The 22423-nt window shown below is 36.4% G+C and carries 16 protein-coding genes; 3 read left to right on the top strand and 13 right to left on the bottom strand.

The annotated features are described in order from the left end of the window. Window positions 1–104 precede the first annotated feature (104 nt). Window positions 105–1223, top strand: coding sequence for a DNA polymerase III subunit beta (gene dnaN / locus AB674_RS11030; protein WP_047776545.1), 1119 nt, complete (start codon window positions 105–107; stop codon window positions 1221–1223). A 980-nt stretch (window positions 1224–2203) separates the two neighbouring features. Here dnaN and AB674_RS11025 read toward each other — a convergent pair. The 6 genes from AB674_RS11025 to AB674_RS11000 all read right to left on the bottom strand — a co-directional run bounded on the left by AB674_RS11025 (window position 2204) and on the right by AB674_RS11000 (window position 11328). Then, a complete protein-coding gene (locus tag AB674_RS11025) occupies window positions 2204–4363 on the bottom strand; it encodes a S9 family peptidase (protein WP_047776544.1) in 2160 nt (719 codons plus the stop codon). A 1-nt stretch (window position 4364) separates the two neighbouring features. After that, the gene (locus AB674_RS11020; RefSeq protein WP_047776542.1) at window positions 4365–5666 is read right to left on the bottom strand and encodes an aminopeptidase P family protein; all 1302 of its coding nucleotides are present in this window, start codon (window positions 5664–5666) and stop codon (window positions 4365–4367) included. Window positions 5667–5669: 3 nt separating this feature from the next. Next, the gene (locus AB674_RS11015; protein ID WP_047776541.1) at window positions 5670–6905 is read right to left on the bottom strand and encodes an NAD(P)/FAD-dependent oxidoreductase; all 1236 of its coding nucleotides are present in this window, start codon (window positions 6903–6905) and stop codon (window positions 5670–5672) included. A 73-nt stretch (window positions 6906–6978) separates the two neighbouring features. Further along, complete coding sequence (locus AB674_RS11010) at window positions 6979–7989, bottom strand: 4-hydroxyproline epimerase (RefSeq protein WP_047776539.1); 1011 nt, start codon at window positions 7987–7989, stop codon at window positions 6979–6981. A gap of 570 nt (window positions 7990–8559) precedes the next feature. Then, window positions 8560–10146, bottom strand: coding sequence for an aldehyde dehydrogenase (NADP(+)) (locus AB674_RS11005; RefSeq protein WP_047776538.1), 1587 nt, complete (start codon window positions 10144–10146; stop codon window positions 8560–8562). Between the two features lie 267 nt (window positions 10147–10413). Further along, complete coding sequence (locus AB674_RS11000; protein WP_047776536.1) at window positions 10414–11328, bottom strand: dihydrodipicolinate synthase family protein; 915 nt, start codon at window positions 11326–11328, stop codon at window positions 10414–10416. Window positions 11329–11508: 180 nt separating this feature from the next. Between AB674_RS11000 and AB674_RS10995 the strand changes: the two genes are divergently transcribed. Beyond that, a complete protein-coding gene (locus tag AB674_RS10995; RefSeq protein ID WP_047776535.1) occupies window positions 11509–12354 on the top strand; it encodes an AraC family transcriptional regulator in 846 nt (281 codons plus the stop codon). Window positions 12355–12729: 375 nt separating this feature from the next. On the opposite strand, the gene AB674_RS10990 is transcribed toward AB674_RS10995, so the two are convergent. From AB674_RS10990 to AB674_RS10975, 4 genes are all read right to left on the bottom strand, one after another. Beyond that, window positions 12730–13053 (bottom strand): hypothetical protein, encoded by a 324-nt coding sequence (locus AB674_RS10990; protein WP_047776533.1) that lies wholly within the window; start codon window positions 13051–13053, stop codon window positions 12730–12732. Window positions 13054–13141: 88 nt separating this feature from the next. Then, window positions 13142–13936 carry a polysaccharide deacetylase family protein gene (locus AB674_RS10985; protein WP_053004245.1) on the bottom strand — a complete coding sequence of 265 codons (795 nt, stop codon included), beginning with the start codon at window positions 13934–13936 and terminating at the stop codon, window positions 13142–13144. 324 nt (window positions 13937–14260) lie between these two features. Next, window positions 14261–14953 carry a LytR/AlgR family response regulator transcription factor gene (locus tag AB674_RS10980; RefSeq protein ID WP_047776532.1) on the bottom strand — a complete coding sequence of 231 codons (693 nt, stop codon included), beginning with the start codon at window positions 14951–14953 and terminating at the stop codon, window positions 14261–14263. Further along, window positions 14950–15978, bottom strand: a complete 1029-nt coding sequence (locus AB674_RS10975; protein WP_165579371.1) for a sensor histidine kinase — start codon at window positions 15976–15978, stop codon at window positions 14950–14952. The genes AB674_RS10980 and AB674_RS10975 overlap by 4 nt, the downstream gene beginning before the upstream one ends. Window positions 15979–16122: 144 nt before the next feature. Between AB674_RS10975 and AB674_RS10970 the strand changes: the two genes are divergently transcribed. Continuing rightward, the gene (locus AB674_RS10970) at window positions 16123–17025 is read left to right on the top strand and encodes a DUF6268 family outer membrane beta-barrel protein (protein ID WP_047776528.1); all 903 of its coding nucleotides are present in this window, start codon (window positions 16123–16125) and stop codon (window positions 17023–17025) included. A gap of 542 nt (window positions 17026–17567) precedes the next feature. Here the strand turns inward: AB674_RS10970 and AB674_RS10965 are convergent. From AB674_RS10965 to AB674_RS10955, 3 genes are read right to left on the bottom strand one after another with little or no spacing between them, the layout of a single operon-like run. Continuing rightward, on the bottom strand, window positions 17568–18479 hold the full coding sequence (locus AB674_RS10965) for an ROK family protein (RefSeq protein WP_047776527.1): 912 nt from the start codon (window positions 18477–18479) through the stop codon (window positions 17568–17570). A gap of 23 nt (window positions 18480–18502) precedes the next feature. Continuing rightward, the gene (locus tag AB674_RS10960; RefSeq protein ID WP_047776525.1) at window positions 18503–19966 is read right to left on the bottom strand and encodes a glycoside hydrolase family 125 protein; all 1464 of its coding nucleotides are present in this window, start codon (window positions 19964–19966) and stop codon (window positions 18503–18505) included. Window positions 19967–19971: 5 nt separating this feature from the next. Next, a complete protein-coding gene (locus tag AB674_RS10955) occupies window positions 19972–22257 on the bottom strand; it encodes a GH92 family glycosyl hydrolase (RefSeq protein WP_047776523.1) in 2286 nt (761 codons plus the stop codon). Between the last annotated feature and the right edge of the window lie 166 nt (window positions 22258–22423).

Here is a 22423-nt window from a genome sequence, read left to right as displayed (position 1 = left end):
TTAATAAAAAAATTGTACTACTTTAGATAGTTTACGATATATTTGTAATCCGTATATTTAGCCTTTATTAGCTAAAATACACCTCAAAAAATAAAATATAACAGATGAAATTTATAGTATCGAGTTCGTACTTATTAAAACAATTACAAGTTTTAGGTAGTGTAATCAACAGTAACAATACGTTGCCTATTTTAGACAACTTTTTATTTGAACTAGACAATAACGAATTGACCGTTTCAGCTTCGGATCTTGAAACTACAATGTCGGCTACTTTATCTATCGATTCTACAAGTAAAGGTAGTGTGGCTGTGCCTGCTAAGCTTTTGCTTGAAATTTTAAAAACGTTTCCGGAACAACCTTTAACTTTTACTGTTGAAGATAACAATACAGTAGAAATTAGTTCAAATTCAGGAAAATATGCTTTAGCATACGCTTCGGGAGACGAATTTCCAAAAGCGGTAAGTCTGGAAGAACCATCCGTAACTTTAGTACCTGCAGAAGTTTTGGCAACTGCGGTAAGTAAAACTATTTTTGCAGCTGGTAATGATGATTTACGTCCGGTAATGTCGGGAGTTTTCTTTCAATTCTCACCGGAAGGTTTAATCTTTGTCGCTACTGATGCGCACAAATTAGTAAAATATGCCCGTACAGATGTAAAAGCGTCTCAGGTGGCTGATTTTATTATGCCAAAGAAACCTTTAAACATTTTAAAGAGTATCCTAGGTTCTTCTGATGCAGAAGTAAAAATCGAATACAACGATTCAAATGCGACTTTCTCATTTGACAACTATATCTTAATGTGTCGTTTGATTGATGGAAAATACCCTAATTACGAAGCGGTAATTCCAAAAGAAAATCCAAACAAATTGATGATCGATCGTTCTTTATTTTTAAGTTCTGTTCGTCGTGTGGCTATTTTCTCAAACAAAACCACACACCAAATTCGTTTAAAAATCGCAGGAGCTGAATTGAATGTTTCTGCCGAGGATATTGATTACTCAAACAAAGCAGAAGAGAGATTGACTTGTGATTATCAAGGTGATGACTTACAAATTGGCTTTAACTCTCGTTTCTTAACAGAAATGTTAACCAACTTACAATCGGATATGATTATGTTGGAGATGTCATTACCAAACAGAGCCGGTATTCTAACTCCTGTTGATGGTTTAGAAGAAGGAGAAACCGTTACCATGTTGGTAATGCCTGTAATGTTAAATAGTTAACATCAAAACCTGATTTTGTTACAGGGGTGTTTTTTAGTTTGAAATTAAAGATATATCATTGTAAAAAAAAATATCGCTATTAACCAACCATTTTTTATACCTAGAAACCGCAATTCCGATAAAGAGTTGCGGTTTTTTATTTGGGGGAGTGTTTTGGGGGGTACTTTTGTTTCAGGTTTCATGTTTCAGGTTTCAGGTTTAAACTATGACTGAGACTTTTTTGGTTTCAATGTTTTAAAATCTCGCAAAGACGCCAAGCCGCAAAGTCTTAATGATAAAGTAGAAAAAACTTAGCGGCTTGGCGTCTTTACGAGATCATCAATTGGTCATCATTGCACTTCTCGTAATTACCCCCAAAGAAAACCTGAAACTTGAAACCTGAAACATTTAATACGTTCAGGCAAAAAAACAAACACGAATTACACAAATTTCCACAAATTAATTCGCGGCAATTGGTAAAAAAGATTTAGATAGAATTAAAGGATTAAAATGATTAATAATTTGTGACGTAAAAAAAAAACACGAATTGCACGAATTACACAAATTAATTCGCGGTAATTAGTGCAATTCGTGGCAAAATTTACCTCTACATAACTTCTGGACTTGATCCTCCCCATTGCCCCCTCACATCTAGGTCAGAAACCTGAAACCTGAAACTTGAAACATTAATAAATTCAGGCAAAAAAAACAAACACGAATTACACTAATTTCCACAAATTAATTCGCGGCAATTGGTAAAAAAAGAGTTAGATAATCTGTGCAAATCTTTTTAATCAGTGGCAAAAAAACAATTAGTGGAAATTAGTGCAATTCGTGGCAAAATTTACCGCTACATAACTTTTGGACTTGATCCTACTCATTGTCCCCTCACATCTAGGTCAAAAACCTGAAACCTGAAACTTGAAACATTTAATACGTTTAGGCAAAAAAAAGACCCTCTTACCAATTATAAGAGGGCCCTTTATTTATTCTATCTGAGTTTACTTTGCTCCGGGAGGGCAGTTTTTTTCTATATACCTCACAAAAGTATCCATTAAGTGTTTAGTGGTTCCTTCACCTTCATCGATGTCATGCGAACGGTTTGGGTAAATCATTAAATCAAACATTTTATCGTATTTGATCAATTCGTTTATTAAAACCTCAGCATTTTTGTAATGCACATTGTCATCACCTGTTCCGTGAATGTACAATAAATTTCCTTTTAGGTTCTTAGCGTACGTTACAGGAGATGCTTTTTTATAGGTTGCTTCATTACCCTCAGGAAGTCCCATGTAGCGCTCTGTATAAATATTATCATAAAAGCGCTGGTCTACAACTGCCGAAATTGCAATACCCGTTTTGTAAATTTCCGGATATTGAAACATCAGATTTAAGGTTACAGCTCCACCACCACTCCAACCGTGAATCGCTACTCTGTCGGCATCAATAAAATTCCACTTTATAACTTCTTTTGCAGCCATTGCCTGATCGTGGGTATTGATGATTCCGATGTTTTTATAAATAGATTTCCTCCATTGGGTTCCTTTCATTACAGGTGTTCCTCTATTGTCCATCGCTATTCCGATATATCCTTTTGGAATTAATGGCGCTATAAGCGAATAAAAATACGGTGTATCATTGGCAACCGCTCCCATTGGCTCCCCATAAACATAGAAAAACACAGGGTATTTTTTTGAAGGATCAAAATCCAGTGGTTTTGCCATTATACCATCCATTTCTATTCCATCAACGGTGGTTACTTTGAATTTTTCTAACGAATAGTTCCTTCTTGGAGCTTGAAAAGTGTCGGCTTCTTTTGGCAGTATTTTTTTATGTCCCGACAAGGCTACTAATCGTATATTATAGTCTCGGTTTATGCTTGAATTGAGATGTCTTGCATACATCGCATCTGTAGAGAAACGGTATTTATTTGTTCCGTCAAATGCGTCCGGAGTAACTCTTTTTGTCTTTTTTGAATTTAGATTCGTTTCATACAAATAACGCTGTGTGGCATCTGTCGGACTTGACTCATAATAGATTGTTTTTGTTTTATCATTATATGCCATAAAATAGGCATCAAAATTAGCTGTTGTGATAAGCTCTTTTTTCTTGCCATCCATACTAATTTTATAGATATGCATCCAGCCGTCTGCATCAGAACTCCATAAAAAGGCTTTTCCATTATCAACAAAATGACAAGGAAAACCATCGTATACACCCGAAGAAACATCAAAAACATCAATCCATCCTGCTGCTGCTTCTTGGTAAACTACCTTTGCTGTACCTGATTTTGTATCACAGTTGTAAATAGTAGCCTGATTTTGATTGCGGTTTAACTGCACTACCATTACTGATTGATTGGTAAGCCATTGCATACGAGCCAAATAATTGTTATCCGGTTCGCCGGGAATATTTAACCAATTGGTTTGTAATGAGGTAATATCAATAGTTCCGATTTTAACAGAAGAAGGTCGCTCTCCTGCTTTTGGGTATTCTACAGGAACTACCACCGGATACAACGAATCGGTATTATTAATCATCAAATGAAATTTGGTCGCCGATGCATCCACGCGCCAAAAAGCAATACTTTTGCCATCAGGGCTCCATCTGAAACCGTCTCTTGCCGATAATTCTTCTTCATACACCCAATCAAATGTTCCGTTGATAATTTTATCTGTTCCGTCGGTTGTCAATGCTGTTACTTTTTCGGTTTGTAGATTTTCGAGATAAATATTGTGTTTTGAAACGTAGGCTACATTTTCATTATCAGGTGAAAATTTAGCAAACATCAAAGACGACTCCTCCAGATTTTTACCTAGCTTTCTTCCTTTTCCTGTGGCCAGATCAAAAAACCAATAATCACCTCTTGTATTGGCTCTCCATACCTTTTTTGAATTGGTATACAGCAATACTTTCGTTTTTGCAGCATTCCACACTATACCTTCAATTTCTCCGCTAAAACCCGATTCAGACAACTGTTTCTGAGTTAAGATAGTAGTGTGTTTGTCTAATTGATCAACATCATAAACTTTCAGATTATTGTTTTCGTTTACCCAAAACGAATGGGAATCGGGCAACCAATTCAGATCATTTATATCAATATCGCTCTGAGCAAAAGCAGATGTGCAGATAAAGAATACAAGAATCAAGTACTTTTTCATATTATTGTTTGTTATTTTTTATTAAACCTTCGATGTCTGCAATTTCAATTGGTAATGCTTCGCTCAAATTAATATTTCCGTTTTCAGTTAACAGATAGTCATTTTCTAAACGACAGCCAATTCCTTCTTCCGGTATGTAAATTCCGGGTTCACAAGTCAGCACCATTCCTTTTTCAAAAGGTCTCGAGTACAAGCCTACGTCATGCACATCTAAACCAAGGTGGTGTGCAGTACCGTGCATGAAATATTTTTTATAAGCAGGGTTGTCCGGATTCTGATTTACAATTTCATCCTGTGTTATCAAACCCAGTTTAAGCAATTCTGCCTCGATTAATTTTGCCATTTCGAGCTCATAATCCTTAGACAATATTCCGGGTTTCAAAAGTTTCGATCCTTCTTTCAAACAATGCAAAACCGCTTCATAAACTGCTTTTTGCCTTGGACTGAAAACGCCATTTACGGGAACACAGCGCGTGGTATCTGAATTGTAATTGGCATAACAAACTCCAAAATCAACCAAAACCATTTCACCCTCACCGCAAACCTGATCGTTTGTATTGTAATGAAGCGAACAGGCATTTTTACCGGAAGCAACAATAGGTTTAAATGCCGGTCGTGTTCCTCCGTTTTTTACAGAGGCGTAGGCCAATTCAGCTTCTAACTCGTATTCTTTTATATTAGGTTGAATGGCATTTAAAATTCCATGAAATCCTTTGATACTTATGGCAATCGCTTTTTTAATCAAATCAATTTCTTCATCGGATTTTATTGGTCGCAAATCACGGGTGATTTTTGCAGCACGTTCGTAATGATGCAATGGATATTTTTCTTTGCACCATTGAATCATTCGATCTTGTCTGGTTTGCATCCCGGCAGTAATTCTTTTGATATGCTCGTTGTGTCCTAAATAAAAGGTATCAGCTTCAAAAGCAAAAAGTTGCAAGGTTTTTTCAAATTCTGCAATCCATTTTACATTTTTGATACCTGAAATAGTGGTGGCCTCTGCTTTTGTTAAAAAATTACCATCCCAAAGCACGGTGTTCTCGTTGCTTTCTTTCACAAACAAAACAGCCCGATTCTCTTCTTTGAAAGCATCGGGAAAAAGAACCAATATTGTTTCATCCTGTTCTATTCCGGACAAATAAAACAAATCGTTGTTTTGTGCAAAACCCATTACATCGTCTGCATTGTTGGGCATCACGTCATTTGAAGTCAGAATAGCCAAACTATTCTTTTGCATTTTATCAGTAAACCTTTTTCGATTCTTTTCGAATAAGGAAACTGGAATTGAGTCGTATCTCATATTTTAAATTTGAAACATCTTAGTATCTACCGAAGTCGTTTTACCAGCTATAATTTCGGTTACAATTTTTCCTGTTGCCGGTGCCAGACTTAATCCCATCATGGCATGTCCGGTAGCTAGTGTCAAATTTACAATTTTTTTATCTTTTGTAATGATCGGCATTCCGGATGGTGTGCAAGGACGAAATCCAAACCAGGTCTCTTCTGCTTTTGGCATTTCGATCTGCATGTCGGGATAAAAATCGTTGATACTTGTTACAATTCCACGTAATCTATTTTCGTTTATTTTAGTATCTCCCGTATGTGTAATTTCCATAGTTCCACCAAAACGAATATCGTTATTCATAGGGGTCACTGCTACTTTTCCTTCGCATAAAATCGACGGAATACTTGGTTTTTGACTTCTGTCTTTCAATGTAAAACTATATCCTTTTCCGGGTAAAATTGAGATCCCAATATTTAACTTTTTAGCCAACAAAGGACTCCACGATCCTGCCGCCAATACCACTTCATCTACTGCGAAAGTACCTTTACTTGTTCCTATTTTAGCGATCTTATTTCCTTCAAAAACAAAATCTTTAACGGTCGTATGTTGGTGTACTTCTACTTTTAAACGAACTAATTCTTCTTTAATAAACTTCATGAATTTCTGCGGATACAAATGTGCATCACTTTTGTAATGAACACCACCAATTACATCTGTTTTAGTTCCACTTTCTAAAGCTTCTACCTCTCTTCTCGAAAGGTAATTCACCTCCAGCCCCAAACGCTCGGCTTCTTTGCCTTCGTGGTACATTTCTTCTTCTACTTTATCAGTTTTATAAAGCATCAAAAGTCCTTTTTCTTCGTAAAAAAAAGAATTGTTTTCTTTCGCGAAATCTTGATACAACTCTTTACTTAACAGAGACAGGTCTCGTAAAGCCGGCATGGCTCTTTCTACATGACTTTTATTCGCGTGTTTATAAAACTGTAAACCCCATTTCAATAAATCGGTATTTAAACGTGGTTTTACATAAAATGGACTCTGACTGTCAAACATCCATTTCATGCCCTGTGCGATCATACCGGGTTGCGCCAGAGGGATAATATGAGAAGGCACAATCATTCCCGCGTTTCCGTACGAACAACCGTCTTCCATCGCTGATTCATCAAAAACAGCTACTTCGTAACCTTCTTTAGCAAGATAATAAGCGGAACACAGACCGATAATTCCACCACCAACAATACCTACTTTTTTCATACATTTTATATTAATTAAAAGTGCATTGACCAAATTCGTTCTTTTAGCAATGCCACTTTATTTTATCTTATTCTTAAATCACTTGAAATCCGAATGCGTAAGGATCGTCGCTTTCATCAATAATGATATTGTTATAACCGTATACTTTTGCCCAGCCCTGAATACTTGGAACAATCGCAGGAATATCTCCAATAGTGGTTTCTTCAACTACTTTTCCAATAAATTTGCTTCCGATATAACTTTCGTGAATGAACTCTTCGCCTACTTTCAGTTTTCCTTTTGCATGCAATTGCGCCATTCTTGCCGAAGTTCCGGTACCACAAGGAGAGCGATCTATGGCTTTATCTCCATAAAAAACAGCATTCCTTCCTGACGAACTGGAATCAATTGGCTGTCCCGTCCATAACATATGGGTTACGTCTCTAATGGTATTGTTTTCAGGGTGAATAAAATAATGCGGGTATTCTTCGTTTATCCTATTGCGCAATTCCTGACTGTACTGAATAATTTTACTGGCGGTGAAATCCTGAACACCCGAAAAATTCTCCTGTGGGTCTACAATTGCATAATAATTTCCACCATAAGCCACATCAAAAACAAGTTCACCTAGTTCAGGACAATTAATAGTTAATCCCTCAGCAGCAAGATACGATTTGACGTTGGTTAGGCGTACCCAGTCTACTTTAGCTCCTGTTTGCTGGTATTCGATTTGTACTAAACCGGCCGGTGCTTCCATTCTGATTTTACCGGGCACTTTTGGTATTACCAAACCTTCTTCGATTGCAATGGTTATGGTTCCGATAGTTCCGTGTCCACACATAGGCAAACAACCTGATGTTTCTATAAATAAGATTCCGAAATCATTGGCGGGATCACTTGGCGGGTATAAAATACTACCGCTCATCATGTCATGACCACGGGGTTCAAACATAAGTCCTTTGCGAATCCAGTCAAATTCTTTTAAGAAATGTTGGCGTTTTTCGCTCATGGATTGTCCCACTAAATTTGGTCCTCCTCCGGCAACCACTCTCACGGGATTCCCGCAGGTATGTGCATCTACACAAAAAAAAGTTTTCTTTAGCATTAGTTATAAGGTAATAGTAACCGGTTAGTTTTTATTTAACACATAGAGACATAGATTTTCTTTAACATTAATGAAGAATACAAAAAAGAAACACATATCCTTCACATAGATTTCTATATGATTTATCAATAAGTGAAACCCCTCTTTTTAAGCTTTTAAAGCTATGTCTCTATGTGTTAAAAAATTACTCACAAATGGCTAGTGTTAGTTTTTATTTATAAAATTTTATTTAACACATAGAGACATAGATTTTCTTTAACATGATGATGAATACAAAAAAGAAACACATATCCTACACATAGATTTCTATATGATATATCAATAAGTGAAACCCCTCTTTTTAAGCTTTTAAAGCTATGTCTCTATGTGTTAAAAAATTACTCACAAATGGCTAGTGTTAGTTTTTATTTATAAAATTTTATTTAACACATAGAGACATAGATTTTCTTTAACATGATGAAGAATACAAAAAAGAAACACATATCCTTCACATAGATTTCTATATGATTTATCAATAAGTGAAATCCCTCTTTTTAAGCTTTTAAATCTATGTCTCTATGTGTTAAAAAATTAGTCACAACCGGCTAGTGTTAGTTTATTATTTACTGTTCGTGCAATTTGCAGCGGGTTATTGTTTTGCAACTCGGCAGGTAACAAATCGTCCGGCCAGTTCTGATAACTCAAAGGACGCACCCATCTGTAAACAGCATGTGTTCCTACTGCCGTAAACCTCGAATCTGAAGAGGCTGGATACGGTCCACCGTGTAACATAGACGCGCATACTTCAACTCCTGTTGGAACTCCGTTAAAAATCAAGCGTCCAACGCGATTTTGCAAAGCAAAAATCACGGCTTGGTGTTTTTGCAATTCCTTCTCCTCACTGATAATTGTTCCGGTTAACTGTCCATCTAATTTATTAATTATTTGGATCAACTGTACCTCATCCTCACATTCCACGAGAATCGAAAAAGGTCCAAAAACCTCATGACTTAATGATTGGTTTTTTAAGAACTCTTCTCCGCTTACTTTCAAAATAGTCTGACGACCGTAATTGGGTAATACTTCTCCTTTAAACTGAGCGACTTTAGAAACCCCTTTTTGGCTTTCCTTTTCTGCAATTCCTTTTTCAAAATCAGCCTGCATGGAGGAGTGTAACATACACAAAGGCTCTATTTTTTCGATGGCTGTTGTTAATTCGGTCTCAAACTCATTTAATTCAGCTCCTTTAACAGCCAGTAACAAACCGGGATTGGTACAAAACTGACCAGCTCCTAAAGTAATAGAACCCGCATAAGCAGCTGCCCATTTCTGACTGTTTACTTTCAAAGCTTCGGGTAATAATACAACAGGATTAACACTTCCCATTTCGGCAAAAACCGGAATTGGTTCGGGACGTTGCGCTGCCAAATCGCACAAAGCACGACCTCCACTAATACTGCCTGTAAACCCAACTCCTTTTACTAGTGGGTGTTTTACCAAACTGGTGCCTAATGTTCTTCCTCCTCCTACCAGATTTGAAAAAACACCTTCGGGCATATTTGTTTTTTGTGCTGCTTTAATAATGGCCGAAGCAACCATTTCACCGGTTCCAATATGCATCGAATGGCTTTTTACAATCACCGGACAACCCGAAGCTAAAGCCGAAGCTGTATCTCCTCCTGCGGTTGAAAATGCAAAAGGAAAGTTACTCGATCCAAAAACTACAATTGGTCCTAATGGTACCAACATCTTGCGTAAATCTTCTTTTGGAGCCGGTTGTCGGTCCGGTATTGCAGTGTCTATTGTAGCCTGAACCCAGCTTCCCTCGGTAAGCATAACAGCAAACGAACGCAATTGTCCGATCATCCTGCCTCGTTCTCCTTCTGCTCTTCCCCTTGGAAAACCGGATTCGCTACAATATTGAACCAACAATTCGTCCCCCAATTCTAAAATTTCATCTGCTATAGCATTTAAAAACTGCGCTTTTTCTAAACCGGAACATTTTTTATAACTGGTAAATGCCTGATTGGCTAAAGCAACAGCCTCTTCAATTTCTTCAGGAGTTGCTTCTGTAAAAACCCAAGGATTTTCGATATTTAATTGTGGATTAAACGTTTTTACGGTTTTTGTTCCCCCAGCCTTGAGTTGACTTCCTATATAATTTTTTCCTGTAATCATGTTTGTTGGTATTATAAATAAATATTATGCCTACTTAAAAGAATGTAACCTGTAAAATCGATTCTAATGATTGTATTGTTGTTAGGCTATATTCCTGAAAATCTTTTTTTTTAACACATAGAGACATAGTTTCATTTCTCTGAAAAGGCGTTTCACTTTGTTTAAAATCACATAAGCTACGCGTCAAATTATGATTTGCCATATACTCTTCCTGCTTTTTTTCTATGTTCCTATGTGTTAAAAATAATTACTCGTTGAGCAACATTCTTATAAGTTTTTATAATCCGGTAATGTTGGTCTGGTACGCAATCCCTCGGCTATAATACCTAAAACTTTCTCTCTTTCTGAACCCTGAAGTGGTAATCTTGGGGCACGAACGTGCTCGCTGCCTATTCCTGTAGCCACTTCTGCCAGTTTGATGTTTTGCACTAAAAAAGAATTAATGTCTAATTCTAATAAAGGTAAAAACCATCTGTAAATTTTTAAAGCTTCATCGATTCTACCTGCTTTAGCCAGGTTAAAAATCGCGACAGTTTCTGCCGGAAAGGCACAAACCAAACCTGATACCCATCCGTCAGACCCCATCAATATACTTTCTAATGCCAATGTATCAACGCCTGATAAGATTTTTAAACGATCTCCGAAACGATTAATCAGTCGGGTCACATTTGAGATATCTCTTGTGGATTCTTTTACGGCCTGAATGTTATCGTATTTTAATAATTCTTCAAACATGTCTAAGGTCACTTCGATTTTATAATCGACAGGATTGTTATAGACCATAATCGGAAGGGAAGTATTTTTGGCTACTTCAGAAAAGTAAACTACCGTTTCGTGATCAGAGGCTTTGTAACGCATTGGAGGCAACATCATCAAACCTTTTGCTCCATCTTGTTCCGCTTTATTGGCTGCCAAAATTGCTCCTCTTGTAGTTTGTTCTGCAATATTCATAATCACAGGTACTTTACCATTAGTAAGTGCAACAGTATGTTTGACCAACTCTCTTTTCTCGTCTTCCAAAAGTGTACTGGCTTCTCCCAATGTTCCACCTAAAATAATTCCTGATACACCGGCCTCTAATTGTGCCTTCATATTAACTTCAAACATATTGAAGTCTAACTTATCATCTGCAGTAAATTTTGTAGTTACTGCCGGCATAACGCCGTTCCATTGAATACTCATACTATTGATTTTTTATTATAGACCAAAATTATCTAGAAACAACAGAGCATTCAGGCAAATAATTACCTCAAAACAATACTATATTACCCTGTATAGTCAATAAACATAAAAAACTGATCACTATATCATCATTTTTTTGTTAAAATGCAATATATTTGATTATAACTAACCAACCAAACCATGAAAGTTTTTCCATTTAAGATCCCCAAATCTGGAGAAGAACCCCTTATCTATCAAGAAGATATAGAAATCTCTTTTTACGACAAATTACACCAACATGAAGAAATTCAGATCAGCTTTATCGAAAAAGGAGAAGGAGCCATTTTTGCCGGAGACACCATTTCACAATATCGCGAAGGCGATGTATTAGTGATTGGCAGTAATTTACCTCACGTTTTTAGAAGCGACGTTCAGGAAAACGAAACTTCTATTATGCGAACTTTATTTTTTACTTTTAATTCTTTTGGAAAGGATTTTTTTGAATTGCCTACCTTCAAAAACATTCATCCGATCTTAGAAAGCAGCAAAAATGGATTCATCATTCACAATGCTCCCAAAAAAGTCACTAAATACTTTAAGAAGCTCAAAAAAGCGGACAGCTATTCTCGTTTTATACTGTTTCTGGATATTGTAAAATGGCTTTCGGTCTCAGAGAACAACTCGCTCTCTAATTACTTGTATCATAAAAAAATAACGGATAATGAAGGCAAGAGAATGCAAACCGTTTTTGAATATGTAATGACCAATTTTCAAAAAAACATTACTCTTGATGAAATCGCCTCAATAGCGAGTATGACTAAAAATGCGTTTTGCCGGTATTTTAAAGTCCGGACCAACAAATCTTTTTTTCAGTTTCTCATCGAAGTCCGGATTGAGCGGGCGGCAAAACTATTATCGAGTAGCGGAGAGCTCTCTGTATTAGAAATTGCAGAGTTATGTGGCTTTAATAACATCTCTAATTTCAACCGAAAATTCAAAGAATTAAAGCAACTTTCGCCCTTGCAATACCGAAAACTTAATTTGTAAAAGGATAAATTTTACGCTTTCTATAATAGTCTCTCCGTTTCACTCTAAATGAAACTGAGAGACTTTAGTATAAAATCTATAACTCTCCAAAATATAAATAGCCTCCAGCTGAAGCACAATGTCATTAAGTTAAGAGTTTTTTCACGCAGATTTTGCAGATTTTGCGGATTCTTTTATTTGATTCTGCTAAAATCTGCGTGAGACTTTTTTTAAGCAATCCTTAACTGAATGACATTAAGCAGAAGTAGGAGATAAATCAATCTTTTTTGTTTTCGTCAAATAGGATCAACTAATTATTAAATAACAACTAGAATTAATTAGATTTTCTTTAATTATTTTAGTCCAATATGGTATTACTTGCCATTGGCTCAAACGCTATTGTTTTATTTTTACCGGCACTGCTCCATATAGTAGAGAAGAACCTGCTACTTCAGTAATATTAACTTCTAATTCATCTGATGTAGTGACCTTACTAACATTGACATCAAGCATTGAACTACTTTTTATGTTGACATCTATTGTGCCATTAGAATTTACAGGCACTAAAGCGTAATTCGTATTTAAAAGCGGTTTCTTATCTTCAGATTTTAAACTTCCTCCATAAGCTTTTGGAATAAAGTCAATACTTTTAAGCGTAAGAATGCTTAGACAAATCGCAATAACGGTCAAAATAAACTTGGTGTAAAAATCTGATTTCATAATGGTGGGTTTTATGTTATACTACTTATAGATCTAGATTAGGTTTTTAAACTTAAAAGCAAAGTTCCTTGCAGGCAAATGAAATCAATCACTTTTCTAAGTTCTTTAAATCATCAACCGAATAAAACTTAAGGTTATTTTCTATTGCAAACGCACAAAGCTGTTTCAGTAATCCGATCGGAGTTTCTAACCTGTCGTTTACTTTGTCTACTGTTTTATGTCCGTAGAAAATGACAATCTTATTGTGCTTTTTTGCGTAAAGTAAAAGGCTTTTGTAATATTCCAGATTAAACTGTTCGTAGTCTTCGTCTATTCCTAAACCGTAGATCACACGTTTGTTCTCATAATAACAATACTGAGCATCCGGTCTAAGTTCGCCGTAAGTTGTTCCCCTTATAAAATCAAAATATTTGAGTAGCCTTTTATCCAGCTGACTGTTTCTGGCTCCGTCGGGATAGGCAAAAGACTTTATATCAAATCCATCTTTGCGCATGATTTCTTTTAGCGGAAGGATTTCGTTTTTTATATAAGTGTCGATTCCGTATTGAGCGGCATATTTAACGGCATTCTCATGATTGTAACCATGTCCGGCTATATCATGTCCCATATTCTGAAGATAATGCAGCTTTTCTTTTTGTTCCGGTGTAAAGGCACTGTACTTACAGATAAAAAAAGTAGCTTTCCAATTGTAGGCACGCAGTTCTTTTTCGGCATTGTACCAGGTATCTACATAATCGTCATCAAAAGTTAATACAATCCCGGGTTGGTTAGGGAGTTTCTTTTTTGGTGCAGTGGGAATGTCACCTTTGACATCAAAATCCACAAAGAGAATTACTACAAGAGCGATAAATAACAACAGTACTACTAGTTGGGATCGTTTCATTTTGGCTACAGTTATACTCTCAAATATACTCATTAAATCAAATGAATAACCTTGTTAAATAATTAATTCAGGCTGCCAGTTGTTCTGTTGACAATTTAGCTCCAGCTAAACTAAGTTAATGCTGTTTTTTCACGCAGATTTTGCGGATTTTTTAATTTTAATCCGCTAAAATCTGCGTGTGACTTTTTTTGATAATCCTTAACTTAATGACATTGAGGTAAAGCGAGAGGTTATTCAAAAAGCTTTCAATTTTAATTATTAAAATCATTATTTTACTCTGTACCTTAAACACTTAGCGTCTTTTTAACCTTTTAAAAATCATTATTACTCATTTTTGAAATGCTCCATCACAATCCTCTTCCTGTTTCTTGCAATCGGCAAAATAGTGTCCTTTACGGAGAGTTTGAAACCGTCAATATGTGTTATGTATTTTGCATTCACAATATAACAACGATGAATCTGTAAAAAGTCAGCATTGGAAAGCTCATCCATAATGCCTTTTAAGGTTTGATGAATGATGATTTTTTTACTGTTCTCTGTATATATTTCAATATAATTCTGCATACTTTTGATATACATTATTTGTCTTGGATGCACTTTTACTGTCGTTCCGTTTTCTTTAAAAAACAAAGGTTTCGAAATCAACTCCTGCTGATACATTAAATCATACAGTTTTTTGGCTTTAAAAACCGCGGCTTTAAAGTCTTCAAAAAAGATCGGCTTTAACAAATAGTCTACAGCATTTACCTTATAGCCTTTGAGGGCATACTCCGAATAGGCCGTTGTGAAAATAATCATCGAAGGTTTGTCTGCAATTCGTTTTGCAAATTCCAGTCCGTTAAGCAATGGCATTTCTATATCCAGAAAGATCAGGTCAATGGTATCTGTTTTTAGTTTTTCGAGAGCCAGATGTGCATTAGAAAATACCCCTTCATTACTTAGAAAATCAATCTCTTTTATAAAAGAATCCAGACCTTCTCTGGCAATTCTTTCGTCGTCAATTACGATACATTTCATGCGTTGGTCAAGTTTAATTTAAGGCTTACACTATAAGAGTCCGCTTCAGAAACAAACTCTAAATCATAATTATCTTTATAGGAAAGTTCTAATCTTTTCTTAGCATAAGTCAACCCTACTCCCGCCTTCTTGCGATTTAACACTTCTGAATCGAATGAATTTTTTATCTTCAAAAACAATTGATTTTCCTCTTTTAGAAAAACATGCAGTTCTATGTAGTTCTTTTTTTCGGTGAAAGAAGAAACGTGTTTAAACGCATTTTCTACAAATGTCGATAAGAGAAAAGGAATTACCAAAAGTGTATTTTCGGGTATCTCCCATTGACAGGAAATCTCAAGATCTTCTCCCGAGCGGCCTTTTTCTAACTCAAAATAATGTTTTAGAAAAGTAATCTCGCTGTCTAATCTGATCCATTTATTTTGAGATTCGTAGACGTAATAGCGTAATATTTTACTGTAGGCTGACAACAATTCTAAGGCTTCATCCTGATCCTTACGAATCAAAAACTGAAGATTATTGAGTATGTTAAAGGTGAAATGCGGGCTAAGTTGGGTTCTTAAATGATCGATTTCCATTTCCAGCACACTATTTCTTAGTTCCTGATGTCTTTTCTCTGCGACGACATTCTTTCGAAACATTTCGATAGAATAACACATACCCGAAACTAAGATACTGGCCATAAACGTTCCGCAAAACATAGAGATCATATCGTTTTTCGTATAAACAGCTTCAGGCATCATAAAGCGAATTATTAAATAACATTCTATTGTAATAAAAAAGGCCGTGATGGAACTAATAAAAAGTACCGAAAACACGAATTTTCCCGTATCATGTGTTTCCATATATTTTCTTATAAATACATTCAGAAAACATACATGCAAACGCAGGGTCAGCACATTAAAACCTGCAGTTAAAAAAGCACACGGAAAACTAAATTTTGGAATACCGGAAAGCATTAACTGCAAAAAAATAACAAGGAATAAAAAGATCCAAAAAAGAAGGCTGATTCTTTTGATTGTAAACATACTGATAAAGTTTGATTGTAAATTTAATGCATTTTCTATCATATCAAGAACCACTGGTCAACAAATGCAAGCCATTGGTCAAAACCAAAAAAAAACTTTTAACTCTTGGAATAGTTTTGCCCTGTCAAATAAAAAAATTAAATCATGAGAACATCTTCCTTACTTACTTTGTTAGTTTTACTAATGGGAATCACGCAGGCTAAAGCACAAATATCTATTCAAACCGAATATATTGGGGAATCACGCTACGGCGATGAAGAGAATAACAATATTGGAAACGGTAAAGGATCCGCAATCGTTTATCAGGCCACTGCCAATATTCCGATTTCAATGAAAACGAACAAAGACAATCTTCCTGTTGTTTGGGGCGTATCCCTAGCGGGTGCTTACGCTTCTTTGGACAATAAAAATTTTACCGAAGAACTTGTTGTATCTGATATTGTGAATGCATCCTTTTCGTTGTATAATATGCGTCCGATTAGCAAAAAATGGAGTCTTCTGACAGCAGTTGGAGCGGGCGTATTTACAGATCAGACTCAAATTTCTAAAATGGGCGCCAGAAATATTCTTGGAAACGCGGGTGTCATTTTTATCAAAAAAATCAATTCTAAATTAGATCTGGGTGGTGGACTTGCTTTCAACAATTCATTTGGATTCCCTATGGTATTCCCGGCTTTATATCTTAGCTATAATTCTCCCGGGAGATACGTCTTTAATGTTTCGCTTTTAGATGGTGTACGAGCATCAGCAGGATATCAACTGACAGACTACTTTACACTAAGTATTGTTGGATTGATGAATGGGCAAATGGCACTTACTCAAAGAGCAGGAAAAGAGGTCATCTTTACCCATCAATATATGGTCGGAGGATTAAGACCGGAGTTTAAGATTAACAAACACATTACGATCCCTATTACAGTGGGAATTAGTGGTGCACGTCCTGCCTATTATGCAGAGAAATCTTTAAAAAGTATGTTTAGTACTAAGGATAAATTTCAGTTTAAATCTGCACCTTATGCTGCTGTACAAGTCAATTATAATTTTTAATGGCTTTATAAAGCGTTCAAATCTATGCATCAAATTCAAAAGTTGTAGGGAGTAAAAATCTCGCAGAGTCGCAAAATCGCAAAGTTTTAATGAGAAAGGGGAAAGCTTAAAAATAAGAAGAAAAAACTTAGCTGCTTGGCGACTTGGCGAGATCATCAAAGATAGAAGTCGGAAAACAGGAACTTAAAAAGCTCTGATGAAAAGTATAAGATCTGCTACTTCTAACAAAAGAGAATTTCTAAAAATTATTCCGCAACTGTTTTAAACTTAAAAAAATAAGGGCAGTATAGTCTTACTGCCCATCACCTTAAATTATCAGTAGTATTATGATTTCTTTTCTAACAGCACTTTTTACTTATTTACTTACGTCGCTTTCGGTTATTCCGAGTAATCCTTTAAACAATTCAATCCATTTTCCTGAATCGATTAATTTCCAGACACAAACGTCAAATAAGAATTAAATCACTTATTCATTAGTCACAATTGCCTATAAATGCGTTTCGTTATTGCGCTCTATTGATTTCTTCTTATTGCTCTTGTTATTATTTAGAATGCGATGTACAAAGCAAACTTACCGCTCCTAACAATGCAGCGGCCTCATTGTCATTCGAAACAGAAACCTGAACTTCGATACCGGCTTCTTTTACGCTTTTCGTAAAGGATGGCAAAAATAAAGCACCGGCATTGGCTATTTTACCTCCGATAATAATGTGATCTGCACTGAAATTTTGTATCCAAGGAATAACAATTGCTGCCAAATCAGTACCCATTTTTTCGAATACACTGATTGCTAATTGATCTCCTTTTATTGCCAAATTATACAATTCCAACCCGTTATTGCGTGTTGTACCGCTTAAAGCATGATAATGCGATAAAAGCCCGCGTACCGAAACATAGTCTTCGGCTATCCCTTCTTTATAGGGCAGATTGTATATTTCTCCGTCTAAGGGTACCAAATCTCCTGTGGTTACCGAAACTCCTTTGTCAATAAAACAAGCACCTAAGCCCGTACCCAGCGTAATTGCAATTACTTTTTTGGACAAGTTTTCTTTCTGCTTGAAAACCTCTCCTTTTCCAAAACAAACGGCATCATTTTCAAAAAGTATCGGAAAATCGGCGGAGAGACTAAGACTGTCCAAAAGCAGATTTCTAACATTCAATCCATAAAAATGTTCGTACTTGGATTGTCCTTTTATCCAGCAAACCCCTTCCTGATAATCAAACGGACCGGGCATACATACTGCTAAACCAGCCATACTTTCAATTTTAGAATTTTCTATGGCGGCAGAAATAGCTTTTTCCCAAATGGTCATAACCTGATCAACCGGTAAATTAGAGTCAAAAGATTCTTTTTGCAGAGAGTAGTCAATAACTTTCATCTCTGTTATATCGATAACTGCTGCTGTAATATGTGTCCCCCCTATATCTAGCCCAATGGCGTGTGGTGTATTCATTTTTCCTCGTTTAACTTGCTTCTTTAAATATTTTTATTCTTTAAAATTTGTGGATATTTGTTACTGGTGTGAACAATCATCTCGCCAAATAAGGTATTTGCCCAAGCAAACCATTTTCGGGTAAATTTTGCGACATCATCTTTATGAAAGGATTCATGCATAAATCCGGTATCTGCATTTGTTTTGACCAGATTGCTTATGCAGGCTTGTATTTCTTTCTCGTCAACACTTGTAATCGCTCTCAGCACAATACTCATCGGCCAAATTGTATCTACTCCTGTATGTGGACCCCCAATCCCCTCGCCTGCTTTTCCTTTGTAGAAAAAAGGATTGTTTTCTGAAAGCACCACTTTTCGGGTGTTAAGATATAAAGGATCGTTTGGTGCGATTGCTCCCAAATAAGGCAAAGACAATAAAGAAGGAACGTTGGCATCGTCCATCATGTGAAAACTACCGTAGCCGTTCACTTCAAAAGCAATAATTTTTCCGAATTTCGGATGGTCTATAATTCCGTTTTCCTTTAATCCTTTTTTTACCTGCTCTCTTAATTCTTTTACTTTAGCCACTAAATCAGTGTCTTTTAGTGCCGGCAAAGAGAATATCTCGATCAGATAACCCAATATTTCAATCGCAAACATATTGCTTGGAATTAAATAAGGCAACAAAGTACAATCGTCACTTGGTCTGAAAGTTGACACAATCAACCCACAAGGTTTTACCGGATAACCGTAGCCTGCTAATGGAACCCCATCTGTGGCCCAGGCCGTCTGACGCTGAAAACTATATGGTCCTCCTTTTCCGTCTAAACGTTGTTGTTCTTTGAAAGTTTGCAGTATCAATAACATCGCTTTTTTCCATTGGTCGTCGAACAAACTGATGTCTCCGGTTTCTTTCCAATAGCCATGCGCCAATCGAACGGGATAACACAAACTGTCAATCTCCCATTTTCTTTCGTGAATACCGGGCTGCATTTTAGTCAGGTCGTTTTTCCATTCGCTTTCTTTAGTAAAATCTTTATAAAAAGCATTGGCATACGGATCTAATAGGATGCATTTTGCCTGACGATTGATTACTCCTTTGACCAACTCGGCCAACTTAGGATCTTCTTTTACAAACGGAATATAAGGCCAGATTTGCGCTGTACTGTCTCGCAACCACATGGCGTCAATGTCACCTGTAATTACATAGGTATCTGGTTTTCCGTCAATGATTTCAAAATCGACTGTGGTATCTAATGTATTGGGAAAGCAGTTTTCAAACAACCAAGCCAATTCGGGATTTGCGATTTGTTTTTTAATTCTGACAATTGCCGCTTCGACAGCTTCACTGGTAAATTTTCTTTCTGCTAACGGAGGTCTTTTACTCACAAAATCTTTAACCGTAAACTGAAAATCATCCGAATTTAGTCCAAAAGCATTTGCTTGAATGGCCAATAGTCCAGCTGAAAAAATTCCTGTATTTTTTATAAATTTTCTACGTGATTGCATAAATTTTATTTTGAAGTTGAATAAGAATAGGGATACGCTCCGGCGGTTGTGCCTCTTTGTAAATTAGGAGAACTGCTCATCTCAAAGTTTAATTCTCCACCTTTCAATACATCAAAGTGATTGATGTAATTTTTTGTGTAGGTTGTATTGTCCCATTTTAATTCGTTTACATATTTATTGTTTGCCGAATTACCTGGAGCTTCTATAATAAGCTGTTTTCCGTTTTCTAACTGTAAGGTTGTTTTCTTGAATAAGGGTGCACCAAGAACATATTCTTCTGTACCAGGGCATACCGGATAAAATCCCATTGCCGAGAAAATGTACCAGGCCGAAGTTTGTCCGTTGTCTTCATCACCACAATAACCATCCGGAGTTGGTTTATACAAACGATTCATGACTTCTCTGGACCAGTATTGGGTTTTCCAAGGTTCTCCGGCATAATTGTACAGGTAAATCATGTGTTGAATTGGTTGATTTCCGTGTGCATATTGTCCCATATTCATAATTTGCATTTCACGAATTTCATGGATTACCGATCCGTAATAACTATCATCGAAAACCGGAGGTGTAGTGAATACTTCATCCAGCTTGGCTGTAAAAGATTTTGCCCCTCCCATGAGATCAATTAAACCTTGAACATCATGAAATACACTCCAGCTGTAATGCCAACTGTTGCCTTCGGTAAAAGCATCTCCCCATTTAAACGGATTGAAATTCGCCGGAAAACTTCCGTCTTTGTTTCTTCCGCTCATTAATCCGATAGCCGGATTGTACAGGTTCTTATAATTCATCATTCGTTTTTCGAGTAACTTAATCTCTTTCTTCGGGCGATTTAATGCTTGCGCTAATTTCCAGATCGCAAAATCATCATAGGCATATTCCAGTGTTCTGGCGGCATTTTCATTAATTTTCACATCGTAAGGAACGTAACCTAAAGTATTGTAATAGTTCACGCCTTTTCTTCCTACTGCATCCATTGGACCTTCATTATTGGCACCATGCAATAAAGCTTCGTACAGTGTATTGATATCATAACCTCGCAATCCTTTCATATAAGCATCCGAAACTACAGAAGCTGAATTGTTTCCAACCATCACATTTCTAAAACCGGGACTGGACCATTCCGGCAAAAAACCGCCTTCTTTATAATCGTTTAGCAAACCTTCCTGCATTTCTTTGTTTATAGAAGGATATACTAAATTTAACAAAGGGTATAAGGCGCGAAAAGTGTCCCAGAATCCGGTTCCTGCAAACATATAACCCGGTACAACTTTTCCGTTGTAGGGGCTGTAGTGCACTGTTTTTCCTTCTGCGTCAATTTCATATTGTTTTTGAGGAAAACAAACTGTACGATACAAACAAGAGTAGAAAGTTCTTAATTGGTCTTCGTTGTTATCTTCTACTGTTATTTTTCCTAAAATTTTATTCCACTCTTTTTTAGATGCTGCTACGGTTTCATCAAAAGAAGCAGTGCCTAATTCGTTATTTAAATTCAATTCAGCCTGAGCTAAACTGATAAAAGAAGACGCCACTTTTACATTTACTTTTTCTCCTTTTTTAGTTTTAAAACCAACTACTGCACCTACGTGAGTTCCTGAAAATTCTAACTTCCCTTTTTCGAGTTTTTTTTCATTCCAAGTGGCATTAGTCAAAAAAGGTTTGTCGAACTGTAAAACAAAATAGTTCTTGAAATTCTCCGGAACACCCCCACTGTTGCGGGTTGTGTAACCAACAATTTTATTTTCGGATGGAATAATTTTAATATAAGAGCCTTTATCAAAAGCATCCACTACAATAGACGAATTTTCGTTATCCGGGAATGTAATCTGAAAATGAGCCGCTCTTTCTGTGGTGGTAATTTCTGTTGTAACATCATAGTCAGCCAGATAAACGCTGTAATAATACGGTTTTGAAACCTCTGCTTTATGACTGAACCAACTGGCACGTTCGTCTTCGGTAAAAGCTGATTTACCGGTAACCGGCATAATCGAGAATTGTCCGTAATCATTCATCCAAGGCGATGGCTGGTGGGTTTGTTTAAATCCTCTGATTTTTTCTGCTGTATAGGTATAAGCCCATCCGTCACCCATTTTTCCGGTTTGCGGTGTCCAGAAATTCATTCCCCAGGGTCTGCAAACCGCCGGATAAGTATTTCCGTTAGAAAGATTGGGTAAAGATTGGGTTCCCATTAAAGGATTTACATATTCTACAGGATCTAAGGTCTTCACCTGTGCGCTTACAAAAAGGCTGCATTGCACTAATCCTAAAAAAATTAAACTCTTTATTTTCATGGTAGTATTGTTAAATGTGAATTGTAATCTGTGAAATGTAGTTTGTAAAATGTAAGCTTTGGGCTCTATTTTTATATAACTGCAAGGGTTTTAATAACTTTGCAGGATTAGTTTGAACTGAAACTGCAAACTGCGACTGCGACTGTGACTATTGACCGTTATACCT

The sequence above is a fragment of the Flavobacterium sp. ABG genome, from assembly GCF_001027725.1.
Classification (GTDB): domain Bacteria; phylum Bacteroidota; class Bacteroidia; order Flavobacteriales; family Flavobacteriaceae; genus Flavobacterium; species Flavobacterium cupriresistens.
Note: the sequence above shows the minus strand (reverse complement) of the source record. Positions and strands in the feature narration are given on the sequence as shown.

Bases quoted from the DNA above. Each gene is read 5' to 3' on its own strand.
- AB674_RS10955 (WP_047776523.1), bottom strand. From the start codon at position 22,257: ATGAAAATAAAGAGTTTAATTTTTTTAGGATTAGTGCAATGCAGCCTT.
- AB674_RS11010 (WP_047776539.1), bottom strand. From the start codon at position 7,989: ATGCTAAAGAAAACTTTTTTTTGTGTAGATGCACATACCTGCGGGAAT.
- AB674_RS11000 (WP_047776536.1), bottom strand. From the start codon at position 11,328: ATGAGTATTCAATGGAACGGCGTTATGCCGGCAGTAACTACAAAATTT.
- AB674_RS10975 (WP_165579371.1), bottom strand. From the start codon at position 15,978: ATGTTTACAATCAAAAGAATCAGCCTTCTTTTTTGGATCTTTTTATTC.
- AB674_RS11025 (WP_047776544.1), bottom strand. From the start codon at position 4,363: ATGAAAAAGTACTTGATTCTTGTATTCTTTATCTGCACATCTGCTTTT.
- AB674_RS10960 (WP_047776525.1), bottom strand. From the start codon at position 19,966: ATGCAATCACGTAGAAAATTTATAAAAAATACAGGAATTTTTTCAGCT.
- AB674_RS10990 (WP_047776533.1), bottom strand. From the start codon at position 13,053: ATGAAATCAGATTTTTACACCAAGTTTATTTTGACCGTTATTGCGATT.
- AB674_RS10985 (WP_053004245.1), bottom strand. From the start codon at position 13,936: ATGAAACGATCCCAACTAGTAGTACTGTTGTTATTTATCGCTCTTGTA.
- AB674_RS10980 (WP_047776532.1), bottom strand. From the start codon at position 14,953: ATGAAATGTATCGTAATTGACGACGAAAGAATTGCCAGAGAAGGTCTG.
- AB674_RS11005 (WP_047776538.1), bottom strand. From the start codon at position 10,146: ATGATTACAGGAAAAAATTATATAGGAAGTCAACTCAAGGCTGGGGGA.
- AB674_RS11020 (WP_047776542.1), bottom strand. From the start codon at position 5,666: ATGAGATACGACTCAATTCCAGTTTCCTTATTCGAAAAGAATCGAAAA.
- AB674_RS11015 (WP_047776541.1), bottom strand. From the start codon at position 6,905: ATGAAAAAAGTAGGTATTGTTGGTGGTGGAATTATCGGTCTGTGTTCC.
- AB674_RS10995 (WP_047776535.1), top strand. From the start codon at position 11,509: ATGAAAGTTTTTCCATTTAAGATCCCCAAATCTGGAGAAGAACCCCTT.
- AB674_RS10965 (WP_047776527.1), bottom strand. From the start codon at position 18,479: ATGAATACACCACACGCCATTGGGCTAGATATAGGGGGGACACATATT.
- AB674_RS10970 (WP_047776528.1), top strand. From the start codon at position 16,123: ATGAGAACATCTTCCTTACTTACTTTGTTAGTTTTACTAATGGGAATC.
- dnaN (WP_047776545.1), top strand. From the start codon at position 105: ATGAAATTTATAGTATCGAGTTCGTACTTATTAAAACAATTACAAGTT.